The organism is Algoriphagus marincola DSM 16067, from assembly GCF_000429405.1.
GTDB lineage: Bacteria > Bacteroidota > Bacteroidia > Cytophagales > Cyclobacteriaceae > Algoriphagus > Algoriphagus marincola.
This window is the reverse complement of record NZ_AUBU01000006.1, coordinates 132,025-148,197: the sequence shown is the minus strand read 5'-3', so window position 1 is coordinate 148,197 and position 16,173 is coordinate 132,025. Positions and strand designations below refer to the sequence as shown.

General features: G+C 46.2%; 12 protein-coding genes and 2 tRNA genes. 4 read left to right on the top strand and 10 right to left on the bottom strand.

What is annotated here, in order from left to right; genetic code table 11:
• The first annotated feature begins 2 nt into the window (after window positions 1–2).
• From G457_RS0109040 to G457_RS0109015, 4 genes are all read left to right on the top strand, one after another.
• A tRNA-Gly gene (locus G457_RS0109040) sits at window positions 3–75 on the top strand.
• A 69-nt stretch (window positions 76–144) separates the two neighbouring features.
• Window positions 145–228 (top strand) — tRNA-Leu (locus G457_RS0109035).
• A gap of 145 nt (window positions 229–373) precedes the next feature.
• Window positions 374–1,528 carry a site-specific integrase gene (locus G457_RS0109030; protein ID WP_162142698.1) on the top strand — a complete coding sequence of 385 codons (1,155 nt, stop codon included), beginning with the start codon at window positions 374–376 and terminating at the stop codon, window positions 1,526–1,528.
• A gap of 408 nt (window positions 1,529–1,936) precedes the next feature.
• Window positions 1,937–2,188 carry a hypothetical protein gene (locus G457_RS0109015; protein ID WP_026946191.1) on the top strand — a complete coding sequence of 84 codons (252 nt, stop codon included), beginning with the start codon at window positions 1,937–1,939 and terminating at the stop codon, window positions 2,186–2,188.
• Window positions 2,189–2,209: 21 nt separating this feature from the next.
• Here the strand turns inward: G457_RS0109015 and G457_RS0109010 are convergent, their stop codons facing one another.
• The 10 genes from G457_RS0109010 to G457_RS0108965 all read right to left on the bottom strand — a co-directional run bounded on the left by G457_RS0109010 (window position 2,210) and on the right by G457_RS0108965 (window position 16,171).
• Window positions 2,210–2,794 (bottom strand): hypothetical protein, encoded by a 585-nt coding sequence (locus tag G457_RS0109010; RefSeq protein WP_155847125.1) that lies wholly within the window; start codon window positions 2,792–2,794, stop codon window positions 2,210–2,212.
• Window positions 2,795–2,970: 176 nt separating this feature from the next.
• A complete protein-coding gene (locus G457_RS0109005; RefSeq protein ID WP_026946189.1) occupies window positions 2,971–4,863 on the bottom strand; it encodes a hyaluronate lyase N-terminal domain-containing protein in 1,893 nt (630 codons plus the stop codon).
• Window positions 4,864–4,870: 7 nt separating this feature from the next.
• Window positions 4,871–5,461, bottom strand: coding sequence for a hyaluronate lyase N-terminal domain-containing protein (locus tag G457_RS0109000; protein ID WP_026946188.1), 591 nt, complete (start codon window positions 5,459–5,461; stop codon window positions 4,871–4,873).
• Complete coding sequence (locus G457_RS0108995) at window positions 5,458–7,782, bottom strand: hypothetical protein (protein ID WP_026946187.1); 2,325 nt, start codon at window positions 7,780–7,782, stop codon at window positions 5,458–5,460. Before G457_RS0108995 ends, G457_RS0109000 begins: the two co-directional genes overlap by 4 nt.
• Before the next feature lie 9 nt (window positions 7,783–7,791).
• Window positions 7,792–8,232: a hypothetical protein gene (locus G457_RS0108990; protein ID WP_026946186.1), complete on the bottom strand. Its 441-nt coding sequence runs from the start codon at window positions 8,230–8,232 to the stop codon at window positions 7,792–7,794.
• Between the two features lie 12 nt (window positions 8,233–8,244).
• On the bottom strand, window positions 8,245–8,745 hold the full coding sequence (locus G457_RS0108985) for a hypothetical protein (protein WP_026946185.1): 501 nt from the start codon (window positions 8,743–8,745) through the stop codon (window positions 8,245–8,247).
• Complete coding sequence (locus G457_RS0108980; protein ID WP_051260781.1) at window positions 8,739–9,110, bottom strand: YcbK family protein; 372 nt, start codon at window positions 9,108–9,110, stop codon at window positions 8,739–8,741. The genes G457_RS0108985 and G457_RS0108980 overlap by 7 nt, the downstream gene beginning before the upstream one ends.
• Complete coding sequence (locus tag G457_RS0108975) at window positions 9,094–9,717, bottom strand: phage holin family protein (protein WP_211230225.1); 624 nt, start codon at window positions 9,715–9,717, stop codon at window positions 9,094–9,096. The genes G457_RS0108980 and G457_RS0108975 overlap by 17 nt, the downstream gene beginning before the upstream one ends.
• A gap of 56 nt (window positions 9,718–9,773) precedes the next feature.
• Window positions 9,774–11,963 (bottom strand): hypothetical protein, encoded by a 2,190-nt coding sequence (locus tag G457_RS0108970; RefSeq protein ID WP_026946182.1) that lies wholly within the window; start codon window positions 11,961–11,963, stop codon window positions 9,774–9,776.
• Window positions 11,960–16,171, bottom strand: coding sequence for a phage tail tape measure protein (locus tag G457_RS0108965; RefSeq protein ID WP_026946181.1), 4,212 nt, complete (start codon window positions 16,169–16,171; stop codon window positions 11,960–11,962). Before G457_RS0108965 ends, G457_RS0108970 begins: the two co-directional genes overlap by 4 nt.
• Window positions 16,172–16,173: the final 2 nt, after the last annotated feature.

Sequence of the window (16,173 nt, the reverse complement as noted above, 5' to 3'; positions counted from 1 at the left end):
AAGCGAGAGTAGCTCAGTTGGTAGAGCACGACCTTGCCAAGGTCGGGGTCGCGAGTTCGAATCTCGTCTCTCGCTCAAAAGCCCTTGATTCAAGGGCTTTCTTGTTTCAAGACCATGATAATTCTCTATTGCAAGATAGAGCAAGCCGGGATGGTGGAATAGGTAGACACGCAAGACTTAAAATCTTGTGGCCTTTAGGCCGTGCGGGTTCGATTCCCGCTCCTGGTACAATTACCCGAGAAATCGGGCCATCTGTGATGTATGCGGTGATTTTTGTTTCACACAAAATTTCACCAGCATGCCAAAATCAACTATTAGCGGGGTTTCAAAACCCCGCTTTTCTCCAATTTTTCACACAAAACTTGCCCCGGGCATGAGAGCTTCTGTTTCATGCCGAATCCGTTTTGATCGGGCAAATAAGTCAGGGGAAGCCTCTGTTTATCTTCAGGTAATTATCGAATCCAAGCGAACTACTGTGCCTTTGAAGGTCTCCTGGCCGGTTGGATTTTTTGATAATTCTAGGGGAAAGTTCCTGCCCAGGTATCGTGGGGATCAGCTCGCAAACGACCTCAACATGGAGGCCGATAAAGAAATGGCCAAGATCAATGAGATATTCATGTTCTATCGACACTCGGATATGAATCTGACCATTGAGCAGTTTCAAAAAGAATATCGCCGCTATGGGGCTAAAAAAGATTTCCTCGTTTGGGCTGAACAGGACGTGAAGGATCGGTATGCTGCCTTCAAAATCGCAAATCAGACCTATAGAAATGATCTCAGTTCGCTTAACAAGATCCGAAAATTCAAGTCTGAAATTCCCTTCAGCTTGATCAACAAAGATTTTCTCGAAAGCCTGCAGGCCTGGCTCACTACCAAAGGGGGAATCAGGATATCATCAGCCTGGAGGGTAATCAAAACGCTGACCACCTATGCAAGGAGGGCTGATCAGGCTGGGATCTCGGTCAACCTGGAGAGTATCTCCAAGTACACCATGCCCAAATATGAAAACCGAAAGACCTATTTGGCACCGGAAGAGCTGCAGGCATTGAAAAAGTACTATTGGAAATCCAGCACGCCTGATCATCACGTCAGGATTCTAGGCCATTTCCTATTTTCCTGCATCACAGGACTGCGATTTTCAGATGTGCAGCGCGTATCTTGGAAAAATATTCTCGGCGACATGCTGGTATTTGTCCCTTTCAAAACCAGAAGAAGAGAAAAGCTCGTTAAGATACCGCTGATCGAGGAGCATTTTCGGCTAATTCATAATGAAAAGGGGAAGCTATTCAATACTGTCACAGAGCAGGTAACCAACCGGACCCTGAAGGATATCGCTGAGATCTGTGGTATCCGGAAAAACCTCACTACACACGTCGCCAGACATACATTTGCGACAGAATCGCTACGAAAAGGAATAGGGGTCGAGGTGGTAAAAGAGCTGATGGGGCATGAGAAGATACAGACTACACTGGAATATACCCATGTGGATGAAGCTAGATTAAGGGAGGAGATGAAAAAGTTAAAATAAGAGACCTGATCCAATAAATTAGAAAAGATCAGGCTCTTAGATTCCTAGGCTGGTATTTCCTTGCAATCGTGTATAAATTGAATTAAAGTGTCCACTAGATGATAAGTGATCTGAAGATCCTCATGTGGATGGCATTTACATGCGATCTGTGGAATCATGTCACGGATGCATGATAGTTCTAGCATCATCGCTTCGTGGCATAGATGTGAGTTAAGTTCAAAGAAGTTTTTAACTGCCTTCACCAGTTGCTCATCATTTTTCATAGGGGATGAAATGGTTTAGTTTAACAAAAAAGAACCTCCAAATTTCGACTAAAAAACTCTGTAAAAAATCCCATAAACTGGGTAGTTTTCAGTTAGTTAATAGATTTTTGCTATTCACATTAAAAGAATTGTTTATTATGTATCCATGACTTTGACAAGGAGATTGACAATCGAAGAAGAGCAGCTAAGGGCGGAGCTAGTGAAGCTTGAAGAGCGAATCAGGATGAAGATTCGAAAGATAGGACTGACGAATCAAAAGCTTCCTTATGAACGCTTGGCTAAGGGTCGTCAACTAAAAGAACTATGTCTGGCAGCAATTTCTTATCTTGACAAGGGGAATGAAATCAAGCTTCAGGAATGCTTGAGGGAACTTAAAAATAAAAAACTAAAGATATAACGGCAGTTTAATCTATTCCAATCAAAAGAATTCGTCACCGTTAAAATAATCTAACCTCCTTCTTTCTCTCTCTTCACGTTGTTTTTTTAAGGCCTCTTCGTCTATTATCTTAATTGAATTGATTTTTAATATTAAAGTTTCACCTTCTCTAAATTCAGGAAAATCCTTGATTATATCAGTACTTATACTTTCCGTTCGACCAGATTTTAGCCTATAGAAATGTGAAACCCCAAAGTCAACTAATCCTATTTCACTGAACTTATCAACAATGAAGCTTCCAGAAGATTTTAGGTTTCCGTTTGTTGCGTACTTTTCATAATCAAATAAGACTTCCCTTACATCTTCTTTATTCAAATTTCTTATTGATATCTCCCTAAGAATATTTCTTGAATGAGAAGAGACAGATCGATTTACTATATCCAAATTAGTTATTTCGATATTTTCAGCTTGTTTAAAAAAAATATTCGGCGAAATTTCTTTAGAGCCCGAAAATTGAATGGCATAATCAACAGCTCTTTTCTTAGATAATTCAATTATTTCTTCTGCAAATTTTTTTATTGAGTCAGATTTTTCTTTCGATAATTCATATTCGAAAGTTGGTGACAAGGTCTCCTGTTTTTTCTCACAAGATGAAAAAGAGATAATTACTGTAAATAGAAGGATGTATTTTAATAAATTCATGGCACAAAATAAGAGAAAATTTTAACTATTATTTATCGTTTAGATCAATTAATACTTATTTTCCAAAACGAAAAAATCGGCCCGAGAGCCGATTTCACTTTTTAGAATGCCAAGGCATACTGCCCGGATACTTTTTCCAAGCCGGCCTTGATTCCAAGATCTGCATTGAACTGGATCCAGGGATCAGTCGCATTCCAAGCTCCATCAGTAGCCAGTCCTCCCGTGGAAGTATAATCGTCATTGCCCAGGTAGTCTCCAGGGAAGTAAACCAAATCATCCTGCAGGGCTCCTCCGGCAAATGATTCATAGGAACGGAATCGAGTCATCGCTTTGATCTGTAAATCAGCCCCAGGCTTGCTGATAAAGAGCGTTACCATGCCATGGAAGTACAGGAACGAATCCACTCCCGGAATATTTCCTGATGGAAGTTTTACCTCGATATTGCCCATTTTTAGCCTGACCAAAGGCTGAGTGCCGTTAGGCTTAATATAGTAATCCAAGTTGATCTCAAGCACCATGGAAGTCCCTGCATTGATCTGAGTCACTACATCTGCAGGGATCGCTCCCAGCTGGGAGAAAGGCTCCCACCCTGTCCCTGTATGAGTGACCTCCGCAGGGAACCCGATAGGGACAGAAAGCGGCTTGGGGATCACGGCTAGTGGAGCTACTGCGTTATCGAGATCTGCTTGTGAAATTCCATTTCCCCCAGCTTGCTTCTCTTGTCTGAATATTTCAGAATCATGATCGTATCTGAGTAGAACAAATTCCCCTGGCAGCAAGGTGTAAACCTTGTCAAATGTGATAGATACATAAGCTACAGAAGGAAGATCAGCGATCCCGGCATTTGCCGGATCCAAAATAACTGTGGAGTCTGACTTGTTTATAAAGGCAAATTCCAAGTTGTCCATCCATTCTCGATCCAGTCTATTATTTGTTGATGTACTGTTGTGGACAAATATTTCAGGAAAAGTCTCAGATTGAGCAGCTGCTGATCCTGTGAATGCAAATATCACTCTTGATTCTTCAATGGCTCCTCCATGTTTGAAAAGGATGCTGTTTTGAGGAGATCCTCCTAAATCAATAGCGGTTTTATAAAAGCCATCGGAACTTTTGATAATAGCTTTAAGTGCAGCAGCTCTATCCGAATCTTCATTGTAATATACGTCCTCTGGCTCCTCATTCTCAGTATCACCCCGCATTTTGATAATTAACGTATCTTGAGAAATTTGCGGTGTAATTGATGTTGCCTCCAGTCCATCTGCCGAGAAAAATAGCTGTCTGTATTCATACTCATCGTCGTCACCTGCCTCATGATTCACATAGTAGAAAGTATTTGGCTCATACTCAGACATATTATCCCAAAATGGAAAATCTACAAATGCTCTTTGCCAAACTCGGACTCCATTTTGAACTCTGTAAGCCATCCCCAGAGTAATATCAATCGCTCCTGTGGTTCCGTCAAGCGTGCCCAAGGGATTGTTTTCTTGATGCCCTATGAAGTCCACATAAAGCATCAGATGGCCTGCTCGATCTTCTAGCCCGCTGTTTACCAAAAAGAGAGCAACTCCGCCTCTAGTGAGGTCGTGGACTGCAATGATATTGTGAATTGAAAAATATGTCACAATCTCTGTCGCATCAGATCCAATCTGGCCAGCGAATTCTTTTGAGATTTGAATTTCGGTGACATTCTCCGGATCTGAATCATCAAAGGAAATTCCTCCGCTGGCTGGACCTCCGGAGCTTTCTGTGCTTGCCGGATAAGGATGTTCAAAAACCCAGTTATCCTCCAATGGGTCTTTGAAAACAATCCCATCAGATGGAGATTGATTATTGCCAGCTAAGATATTTGGTAGCTCGCTCCAAGGAGTAGTTCCATCCCCAATTTTCAATTCTCCGGTATCGGTGGACCAGGCTAGTTCGCCTTGTGCTAGTACCGGATCTGCTTGGGCCCAAAAGGCCGCTTTGTCTCTTCTTAGTTGGATTCTGTGTGACATAATGGTATTAGTTTATTTTTCTTAAAATCATATTGGAACCTGCGTGTAGTGTAGTGAGAGGAGATACGTCGCTTGCTGTTGTTTGGGACCAACTCAAAATGAGAGATCCAGGATCTGATTTGACATGGAGCAGCCCGACAAAGTATCCTAGCCTTCTTGTGGATGAAATATTTATGCTTATTGTTGATCCAAAATCCAGCGTGATCGCACCATTATTATCAAGATCCCCTGCATAGTTAAATTCTGCATCGCTCAGCCCGGATCTCTGTACTTGGAATCGAAATCCGCCTGTTGATCTTCCAGATGTCATAAGCTGTATTTCAACTCGATAAATAGAATTGGCAGATAGAATAGGAGAAGTCAATTCTGCATCCGGAGTCAATACTGCATTTAGTATCATTTCCTGATCCGCCTCTTTGACTAGGTAGTGGATTTCTTCATTGATGTACTTAGGCAACTGACTGAATGGTGTTATCCCATCTCCTACTTTCAACTCCTTACTAGCTTGGAGATATGCTATTTCCCCAGCTGCCAAGATTGGATCTCCCGATTCCCAGAATGATTTCCGGTCTCTTCTAAGTTTTATTCTGTGACTCATGGCTGAAAGGATTGGGCATTGCCCCCATCAATGATTTGACTTGTTAGATAGACCGAATTTGCAGATCCTCCATCGATATCGAAAGGACAAATGAAGAGGCTAAAATAATACTGGTCTCCAGGAGGAAGGCTTGGAATAATTGCCTCTCTCCGATAGAATAAATATCTATCAGCTGGACCTAGAGCAAATGGTCTGTAAATAAGAATAGCCTTTGAATCAAGATGCTGATAAAACAGATCGTATTCTGTGGCAGAGACTTTCACTAAAGTAAAAACTGCCGGATCAAGAGATCCGGATACTTCTAGTACACTACTTACATAAGCGCCCGTGCCGTCATTAATCAAGGCACAATACAGCTCCCCTCGCTGTGTGACATCCCCATCCAAGGTGGCCAGCACATCAAGTTTGAACTGATAGTCACGAATCGCAGGGCCTCCGGATACTACCGTATTGATTCGGGCAAGACGGGAGAATCCTACAGCCAAGTTTCGTGTTGCAAAGGAACCGTATCGGTCCGCTCGTACGATGATGATCTTTCCATTGGTATCTACCTGAATCAGGTTGGATGGATTGTCTGGATCGGATAGGGATCCGATAGCCAGACTCCCTTGCATGATCTCGGTACCGGTGGCCGATTTGGAGACGAAGTCGCTGAGATCCTCCGGAGTGACTTCTGGAGTGTTGTCACCAGACGGAGTACGAATCACCCGAGCAAGTAGGATAGTACCTGCCGGGATAGCAGGATCAATGAGCTGATCAGGATCTTCAGGGCCAGTTACCCAGATCACATCGCCATTCACATCGCCTACCGCATAGTCAATACGGCTGTAATCAGAAGGCGTCCCGGTGATGCTTGGCAGGTTTTTTTCGCCGCCGACATACTCGACACCTCCGATAATCCACTTCCATCCATCCACATCCACATCAGTCGGACTGTTGAATGAGACCGTGCCGGTCTGCGAAACACCATCCACAGGAGCAGGATCTTGAAGATCCTTCACCTTCTGCAGCTCCTCAGCGGTTAGGTGAAAGTATTCTCCTTCTGGAGAATCTCCTCCCTGTAGGCCGGCCAACTCGTTGTGATTCCCGGAAGGGATATTCTCCAAAATATCCGCCAGAATGTTTTCCCAGTTTATGAAAAACCAGCCCGGAGTACCGGGCTTTTGCACTGGGAAAAGCAATCCAGAAGGATCGCTTTGCTGGGGGAATTCGCCAATATTCGGAGGCAGGTAAAAATCATCATCCCCCGGTCCGATGATCACTGGATCAATGAGGGGACTTTTTTTTTTAAAAAGACTGAGGTAAATCGTCTGGCGGGTATAGCTGAATTTGAATTCCAGACTTGTCAGTGTATTCTCTGGAGCGTTGAACTCAGGATTGAGCAGCCGGATCTCGGTAAAGGCTTCTTCAAGGAGAAAATACTTTTCCTTTGACTGGAAGAAATCCATCGCCCAAAGTAGCTCCGCCCGACTGCGAAAAAAGCCTGTGTTTTTCTCAAAGGCTAATCGGGGATTGACCTGATAGTCCCGCTCATATTCATCATCGAACAGTGCTGCGTCGACTTCGATGGGATTGGTAGACTCACGCTCACCCGTGAGACGGATGGTATCCAAACCGCCGACCGAGTTTTTAAACAGGAAGAAATCATCCCATTCAAAAAACTCATCCGTAAGCACATAGCGCTGCACATAAGTCGAAAAGGCCTCTCCTCCGTCATTTTCCACCCACACGTCGATGTAGATGGGTTGATCCACAAACTCATTCCGAAGATCGGAATAGATCATGTTGATCGTGTAATGCTTACCTGTAGCTAGGTTGTGCAGTGTTTTGGTCTCAGAGGTCCCTCCAGGGAAATACCCCTTGATCTTAACCAAAGCTGCCTGCTGGGTAAAGAAGCTCAGCCATTCGACTTGCACATCTTTGACCTTCTTAATTTGGGGCTGCCAGGTGAGCCAGGATTCCTTCAGGAAGGATGCACAGTCCAAATTCAGCGTAGAGGAACCGCCCTTGATGGCCGTAAAGGTAATTTCCTCGGTGAATTCTCCGGAGATGATCTCCACGGTAAAGGTGTCAAATGAGCGGGTCTGCTCATAGAGATCCACTTCACCAGGAAGATCCAAGTGAAGGTATTCGTCCAAGAATTCACGCAGCAGTACCCGGCTACGCCCCAAATCATCTGCCGTGTAATATTCGGCAAGGATAAGGGTCGTGCCTTTGCTGATATTGACAGTCATCCCGAGCCCGTCCGTCTGGACAATTAGCTCGGGGATATTACCGACAAAGGTCAGCGACTGCGGCTGCTGAAGAATCGTCAAGGCCATCTAATCCGATCAGTTGCTGGTGTAGAGTGGTTTGAATTTGAGTGTCTTCGATCCGTCTGGATAGTATAGCGGATATTTGATAATGACTTTCTCCCCCTTCTTAGACTCGGAGATCTCTTCTGGTCCTAGCGAAGTGGCCACTTTCCCTTCCGGGATGGCCGAATAGTCTTCTAAGACCTTAAATTTGACCCCTTTCACATACTCAAAGTAAATGATGGAGATAGCCTCAGGTCCTGCCTGGTAGGCTGCATCACTACGCTGACCGGTATCTTCGATATCGATCATCACGGATGCCCCATTGACCTCCAGCGGAGCTGTCAAAAGCGGGTAAGCAGGCTGCACGGTCTTGGTGACCGAGACGAGACTGGATGACTTGCATCCGGTCAGGATGGGTGACACTGCCAAAGCTATCAGCAGGGTCAAAGCGATTTTGGTAATCAGGTTTTTCATGGTGTATGAAGTTTAGGTAAGAAATTTTCGAATAGTCAGAAATGCTATCAGGAGCAATGCTCCGATGATCAGCTGCTTAAAGTCATGCCAGAGCTGTTGGATCCAGGTTTTAGAGACCTCTACCGTCACCCGCTCATATTCAGACTGCAGGCGTGTGATTTCGCGCTGAAGCGTCTCAATTATCCGCTCCTGCTGCTCACACAATGCGGTCAGGTTGCCCATCTCATCGATGAGTATCCCGACCTTCAGTTTGGTTTCGGGATCTTCCCGGATGAGCGTTCGCTCGATCACTTTGGGATCTACTCCGCTCCGAAGTAAGGTGACCAGCGAATCGATATTGATAGTCGGTGACTGGATCGTAGATCCCGGTACCTCAATCGGCACGAGCTTCTCCACGATGATAGTCGTGTCCCGATAGACACGCTCCACGCCGGTGATAGTCTGCTTTGCTCCGCAGGCCCAAAAGAACAGGGGAATGCAGAGCAGGAATAGATTTCTCGCCCTGATCACCATCGTGCTCTGACCCCCCTGATGTCATAATGAACCCATGATCTGTAAGCCTTTAGCCCACCTTGAGGAATCTTTCCCTCAGAAATCAATCGCTCAATAATCGCGGCTACCGCTCTAGGGTCTTTTCCATAGACTTTAAAATCGGCTGCTTTGCCTTGTATGTGCATGGAGTTTTGGGCTCCTCCGATTCTAGAATTATGCTCTGGAGATCGGTATCCTGATGTGATGGTAATTGGAGCCTTCAACTCATTCCTAATGATCTGAAGTGCCATCGCCAATGAATGAAGGTGGTTCAATACCTGGTCAGGCATGGGAGCGCCTGATCTGCACTGGAATTCGGATAAATTGAAATTAGTAGTCAGCTGCATGATCTTGGTCATTAGGTCTTCGGGGATCGTCTTTTCTCCGGTATTCCGGATCGATGTGCTCTAAAAAATCATCTCCATGGGGAGATTGAAAGTCGGTATTCTTGGGCACAGGCTTGCCGGTCAGCTCATTGAAATCTCCGGATTCGTTGAATCCCTCAAATCGCTTCAGGATAAATTTGGGCACCAGTTTTTTGTTGATTTTTCCGAGGTTTCGCATGATACTGATCGCCTCGACAATAATGACTCCGGCATAGATCACCATTTTGAAGTAATAACCTCCTGGCATAGCTTCATCCGAAACTTTAAAGTTTTCCAGCACATGCCCGAGTATCATCAGTGATCCATAGACGACAAACTTGATAAAAATACCTGCAAGCTTTCCTGGAGATACTTGTCTTCTGGAAACGGCAAAACCAAAACCTAGAAGTGTGTCCAAAACAATGAGAACCAAAAGCCAAATCAGGAATGGCCAGTCTGAAAAAATATAGCGCTCGATGAAAATAAGAATGGGGGCAAAGAAAATCCCCCATCGGGATTTGTCGGCCACCTCATGGGCTAGCTCTGCGGATTTTTGTAGGATAGAATGAAGCACGAAATCTCTGATCATGTATGAAAACTTGATTCCAAAGTACTTCAGGTGGGTAATTGCAGAAAGGACAGAAATCATAGCATGCAATCTCCATCATCAGAGCAGGATCCTCCTACCGAAATGGAGACTCCATTGACGGACTCGACACCTTCTCCTCCCTGGATCAGTACCGGTGTGATTTCGGAGCAGACCACAATGAGCGTGTCATCTCCGTCCTGAAACTGGTCATAGAGTAGGTAGTTTTGCGTGAGCAGGCTTCCGGCAGGTCGCCTGATCTGTATATCAAAGTCGTCTGTGATCGGATCAAAAGTCAGCGTGTCAATCGTGATGGTGTAGCAAGTGCCGGTAGGCGGTACGGGCGCACTGGATCCTGGCTCCCAGACTGATCCGTCGGAGTAGCTAGGCTGACCCTCACCTGGTATCGGAGCCTCGATGAGTTCGCATTGTGCAAGAAAGACTTCATCCTTGCCGATGGGAATCGTCAGCTTCTCGATCCACCAGAGCTTACCCCGGAGCAGTACTTTCTTTCGCGCGTCGATCCGCTTGATCTGACTGGCCGTAAAGATGAGATTGCCAAAGGCCCGAAGCCGATCCCGCTCCACCCATTCCTTGAACTGCTTGTGAAAGTTGAAAATCAATCCATCAGCCCCTTCCCATGCCAGGGAAAGCTCTCCCATCCGAATACCGGTGGGAGCATAGTTGTGATAAGACAGATAGGGATAATCCACGAGTTCGTTGCCAAAGCTACCATTAGGTGTCAGGCCCTGATAGAGCATGATCGAAGGCTTGTAGCTAGGATCTTTGGATCCCGAGAAAAGGGGCTGATAGAGTGGAAAGAGATCCACTGGTGAATCTGAATTCCGAAAGTCCTGGAGATTGTCTGAAGGCACCATCTGCAAGGGGCCCATAGGAACGGAAATATCAAAGCCGTCCTTGGCCACCGAGCCAAAGAGGCCGTGATTCTTCACCTCATAGCTGTACTTATTGAGCTGAGGATCCGCATCCCAATAGAGGCTTTGCTTCTTCAGAATCAGCTGCCGGGTGGTCTGGATATAATACACCTGCTCCAGCGTGTCCGGATCCACTGGCGCATCGAGGAGCTCCTGTATCGTCCCAAGAACAAACTCCGGATCGATCTCAGGTCGCTTCTCTGAGAATTCCTGATAGCCATAGACATAGTTTTGTGCTGGTTCTCGCGAAAGCACCAACCTAGAGGCCAATTGGGAATTCCAATCCTGAAAGCTTTCATCATTGATCAGATCCCGGTTGTATTTGATCTGAAAGCGGGTAGTCGGTCCGTCTTGGATGCGGAACAGCGTCATGCAAAACATATTCATGGCCGAGTGCAGTACATCTGCCGCGGTGACAGTCGATTGAAAGGTCCCAAGATTGAAATACAACTCCTCAGCCGGAGAGGAAGGGTTTGTATAGTCATTGTCCACCAAAATCCCCTTCCACTTGATCACAATATCATCGCGGAAGTTGGGATGATAGTGCGCTGTCAAGACCAGCTTGGACAGCTCTTCATCAAGGAAAGGATTCTCTTCATCAGGCAGATCCAGCACGATCTTGAAGAGCTCCGAAAGCCGGATCTGCGGATACATCACCGTATGGGTGGGAATCGCCAGCTCACCGGGAACGATATTCTCCTTGAGTCGGGTATCATTTCCCCCGATAAATGCCCAGGCATTGAAGAAATTATTTTGTCCGAAAAGTATGTTGACAAAGAGCTCTGTGCCGTCAAAGGAGCGGGTTTCTCTACTACCGCTCTGCCGGATCGGAGCGGCAGTAAAGACATGCTGATTCTGATGTGCTTCAAAGAATAGCAAGCCGTAATTGTACCGAGGCTGTCCGACTCCGGGAAAGTCCTCCGTCCGATGCTCAAAGTCCGCTTCACCGAATTCGTATCGGCCTAGATCCAGCTCATTCATCGGCTGACGGGCTTTAGCCAGATTGTCTACCGCCTGAAAATTAGCTTTGAGTTTTCCACCAATTTCTTGAATGATCAGCGAGCCATAGTATAGTACCAAGGCACTCATTCCCATCACTGATCCGGAATATTCCCAGGATCGATTGGCCAGGTTGACCCGGTCCGGGTGCTCAAAGACTTTGCGGTTATTCTCAGTCAGCGGGAAATCAAAGCTGGTGGTATAGGGAAAAGGTGTCCTGTTTTGAATAAGAATCGGGTTCTCTATGACCAGCTCCACATTGAAGTCCAGCGGAAGATCCAGCTTTCGTCCGTTTACTTTGATATATACACTCATAGTGAGGCGTTTTTACGAATAACCTCCAATTCCTTCTGCCGCTCCTCGAGTCCTCGCTTGCCGGTGATGCTCACATCCGCGGCGATCGGTCTTCGAAGCCGCTCATTGAGCTGATTGATCGCCTTCGTGTTCGACTTGATCAGGGCCATCATCTCCGGATATAGTCCCATGCCGAGACCCGATCCCGAAGGGGAGGCCTCCGGAAGATCGGAAGAGAGCCGACCTCCTTTCTGCCTTCCGGGTATGGATCTGCGGAGCTCCCGGTTTTCTTCCAGGACACGGAACAGATTAAGCGATGAGATCTGTCCCAGGCGCTGCGCCGTGTCAATCGCATCGAGTACGGGTGCCACGGTGGGATTATTGACCGCCTCATTGGATGCGACAAACTCCCGTCCCGACTCCCCGGTGATAACTGTCGGGCTATCCACATAGCCCCGGTGATTGGGCTTTTTTCGGGCACGGTAGCGCCGACCATCCTGAGATCGGACCACATCCAAGAATCCTCCGTCTTCTGCTCCGGGAATCTCCGGAAGTGGAGTCCGCATGATAGTACCGATTTGCATAGCCCCCATAGCACCGACTATGATCGAGAGGGCAACATTGGGTAAGGCAGCAGCGATCGCCGAAGCCGTATTGACGATGGCGGACATTAAGGCAACGTTGCGCTCACGCTTTGCCGCGTTGCGGTCATGCTCCGCCTTCTTTCTTTCCAGGTCCGCATCGAGTGCGGCCACCTGCTGGGTATATTGGTTTTGTGAGATATAACCCTGATCCAGACGGGACTTCAGGGCCTGTTTCTTCTTCTCATTGGACTTCTCAAACTCCGCGAGCTCACGCCGCTCCCCGGCATTCACAAAAGAAGCGTATTGGGCATAGGCGGAGATCATGGCTTGTGCCCCCATGACCAGCTCATTGATACCGGTCTTACCTGATTCTAAGCGCTCAAAGAAGATGTCCCATTCTTCAGGGGCAAAACCAAGGATGTCTACATTACGGGCTCTCAGGCCACGGTCTTCGGCGATTTCAGTACCGGAACCCAATCCGATTTCAGAAAGAAGTAGCTTAACCTGTGCAAGTTTCTCCTCTAAGAGCTGCACTTCCTCATCCGAAAGCACCTGATCAGCTAGATCAATTCCCTGAAAGGTGCCTGTTGCTATAGATTGCTCGAGCTCGGCCTGAAGACCTTCCAAGTGCTGACGCATCAGCTCTTCTTCCTCTCTCTGGAACTTCTTATCGATTTCCCTCTGGGCATCACGCATATTACGCAGACCTGCCAAAGCATCTGCCGAAAGCTCGTCTTCCAGAATGGCTCTAGCCTGAGCCATGGTTTTAATTTCCTTGAATTGCTCATTGTGGGAAATCCGCAGTGCTTCCAGCTCTCGCTCGAAAGCATATTGCTTCTTATCCAAAGCCTTTTGCATGGCTTGGGCGTCAATATGACTGAGATTATCGTAATACTGCAGCTGAAGGGCTTTCAAAACCTCGAGTTCCTGAGCAGTCATTTCTTCTCGGTTCTTACTAGCCAAACCTGCCTGCTCGAGGCGTCGCTGATGGGCTATGTTTTCCTGATCGATAAAGGAAAGCTGCGATTCCAAAACCTGCTGCTGGTATTCTTGCTGCTTCTGAAATAATGCCTCTGCCTCTTTTTCCTCCTTGGAAGTTTGATCTGCTTTAGTTTTGGAAACCTTCGATGTAGTCTGAATCTGATACTTGGCCAACTCATCCTGGATGCGCTTTTGCTCTTCCGCATTTTTGCGGAGTGATTCAGTGTCTGCTACATTGATTTTTTCACGTGCTTCCTGGAGCTTCTTAAGCTGCTCATTCAGACTTTGTATGGTGGTGATTTGCTCGGCTGATTCTCCGCTACTGCTCGAATTAGTATTCAGGTTTAAATCAGGGCGATCGGTGTTTTCTTTGATGAAGGCAGTCAAAAGCTTTTCTTGCTCTCGGATTTCATTTGCACCTTCAGTTAATTTGGAGGATATCACGTTTGATTTACCAACAACAAAGGCCTGAAGGTTTTCCCAAAAGCTCAAATCAGTAGAGTCTTTGGCAAGGTCCAGTTTCTTTTTCTCGAGCTCTACAAGCTTTTCCTCAGCCGCCTGTACCCTGGCTTTTCTAATTAATGATTCGATATATTCATCAGTAGCTTTTTTGGCAGCTTCAGTACCGACAGTTTCCAGATCAAGGTTTGAAAAATACTTGGGAGAAATATCATTGAGTTTCTGAAGTGCAATGAGCCTTTCCTCATCAGAGCGAGTTTTATCCTGGGCAATAGCAATGAGTTTTTCAATCTCAAGACGTTCTCTGATGACTGATTTTTCAGCATCTCTCGAAATATCATTTACCGCTCGCTGGGCTTTCTCGGCTGCAGTAAGAGATTTGGACCAGTTATATACAGCTACTCCAAGAGCAATCACCAAAGCAGCAACTGCTGCATAAGGATTCGCTGCGGCTACACTATTGACAATTCGCATGGCTTGGGCAGCCCCTTTGAGGTTACCAGTTAAAAGCATCTGAGCAGCTGCCAGCAGTTGAGTAGCGATCAGCTGAGCATTGTCCCAAAAAATCTTAGCCTTTGCCAGTAGAATACTGGCCTGAGTTTGCTTATTCTGAATGAACACCACTGCATTGTAGGCTACGACCGCAGACACCAGGCTAAGAATTGCCGTCTTGTTTTGCATAAAAAAGTCTAATGCGCTGGTTAGAATCCGGACGAAATAAGAGAATCCTGAGGTGGACATGGTCATCACCGGCATGAGCTTTTCTCCCAGCTCCACAACCATGGCCTGAAGCCCTTTTCTAGCTTTCTCCAGCTTGGCAGCTGCAGTTTCATTCTTGACGTTGAATTCATCGGTCAACGAGGTCCCCTCTGCAAATGAAACATTCGCCAAATCCTGTTGCTGTCTGAGTGTTTCGGTATTGTTTGCCAAAACAGCAATCACGGAAGTAGCTCTAGCTCCATCTATCTCAAGGTCACCCATGTTGTTGATCATCTCAGATAAGCCTGAATTATTTCCCCGAACTCCTTCCAGGAACCGGATAAATGCCTCATTGGCATCTTCATTCAATAACCTGGTGAAGTCTTCAATCGTCATACCGGCGAGCTTTGCAAAAGCTTCGGTATTGGTAAACATCTTGGGAATAAGGTTATTGAATGTCGTAGATGAGACTTCAGAAGTTTGTCCCAATTGATCCAAGGTAGCAGCTAATCCCAAGATCTCGGTAATGCTGATTCTTGCAGATGGAGCCATACCTGCAGTGCGCTTGGTAAACTCAACCAGGAAACCCTCATTAGCCGTCGATGCAGCTCCCAATTCGTTGATCGCGGAACCAACTTTGAGCAATGCAGATTCCAAAGGAACCTCTTCATCAATTTTGAAAATATCAACTAGCTTACCGACAGCATTGATAGAGTCCTCGACATCTCCACCCAGATCTTCTTTCAGAGCGACCACAATTTTATCTGCAGATCGGATAAAGCCTTCCACATTTTCCCGGCCTTCTATACCAAGCTTACCAGCTACTCTACCAAGACCAAGAAGGTCCTCTTGTGCAGTACGGGTATCGAGAGATTTCAGGCTTTCATTCATTTCGAGGACTTCACCTTTAAGCATACCGGTGGTTTTCATGACATCAGCTACCTTGTCATCAAATTCTGCATAAGCAGTAATGGCAGCTCTTACTCCTGAGATAGCTCCATAAAAAGTTGCAAGGCCTGCAGTAATCACGCCGATGTAGTGGTTGAATTTTCCAGCTAGATTCTGAATACTCATACCGGTACGCTGTGCTCTTCCTGTAAGCTCATTGTACCGAGTAGTAACTTGAGTAAGTCTTTCATCATGCTTTTTCCATTCTTCGGTCAGAGGAGGGGCAATATCCCGAAGTCTTCGGATCCTGTTCATCTCTCGCCTCAGATCTGCAGCTGACATGGTATTGATATCCATTTCAGAGCGGAGTTGCTTTAACCTGGATTCTGCAAGGGAAATAGCATGGTTTTTCTGCTTGATCGCTGCAGTGACGGCCTTATATTCCTTTGTGTCTTTTTTATTTTGTTGAGCAAGAGCTTTTTGCTGGCGCTCCAAAGCACGGAGTTCAGAATTTGTGTCTTTGATCGATCGTTCGAGTTCTCCGATTTCCTTTTTCCCCTGATCACCATTGACAATGATGTTCAGTACTAGGTCTTCATCTCTCAGTTTTTTACCCATGG

Excerpts from the sequence above, each read along its gene's own strand:
- G457_RS0109030 (WP_162142698.1), top strand. The coding sequence starts at position 374 with ATGAGAGCTTCTGTTTCATGCCGAATCCGTTTTGATCGGGCAAATAAG.
- G457_RS0109015 (WP_026946191.1), top strand. The coding sequence starts at position 1,937 with ATGACTTTGACAAGGAGATTGACAATCGAAGAAGAGCAGCTAAGGGCG.
- G457_RS0109005 (WP_026946189.1), bottom strand. The coding sequence starts at position 4,863 with ATGTCACACAGAATCCAACTAAGAAGAGACAAAGCGGCCTTTTGGGCC.
- G457_RS0109000 (WP_026946188.1), bottom strand. The coding sequence starts at position 5,461 with ATGAGTCACAGAATAAAACTTAGAAGAGACCGGAAATCATTCTGGGAA.
- G457_RS0108995 (WP_026946187.1), bottom strand. The coding sequence starts at position 7,782 with ATGGCCTTGACGATTCTTCAGCAGCCGCAGTCGCTGACCTTTGTCGGT.
- G457_RS0108990 (WP_026946186.1), bottom strand. The coding sequence starts at position 8,232 with ATGAAAAACCTGATTACCAAAATCGCTTTGACCCTGCTGATAGCTTTG.
- G457_RS0108985 (WP_026946185.1), bottom strand. The coding sequence starts at position 8,745 with ATGGTGATCAGGGCGAGAAATCTATTCCTGCTCTGCATTCCCCTGTTC.
- G457_RS0108980 (WP_051260781.1), bottom strand. The coding sequence starts at position 9,110 with ATGCAGCTGACTACTAATTTCAATTTATCCGAATTCCAGTGCAGATCA.
- G457_RS0108975 (WP_211230225.1), bottom strand. The coding sequence starts at position 9,717 with ATGATCAGAGATTTCGTGCTTCATTCTATCCTACAAAAATCCGCAGAG.
- G457_RS0108970 (WP_026946182.1), bottom strand. The coding sequence starts at position 11,963 with ATGAGTGTATATATCAAAGTAAACGGACGAAAGCTGGATCTTCCGCTG.
- G457_RS0108965 (WP_026946181.1), bottom strand. The coding sequence starts at position 16,171 with ATGGGTAAAAAACTGAGAGATGAAGACCTAGTACTGAACATCATTGTC.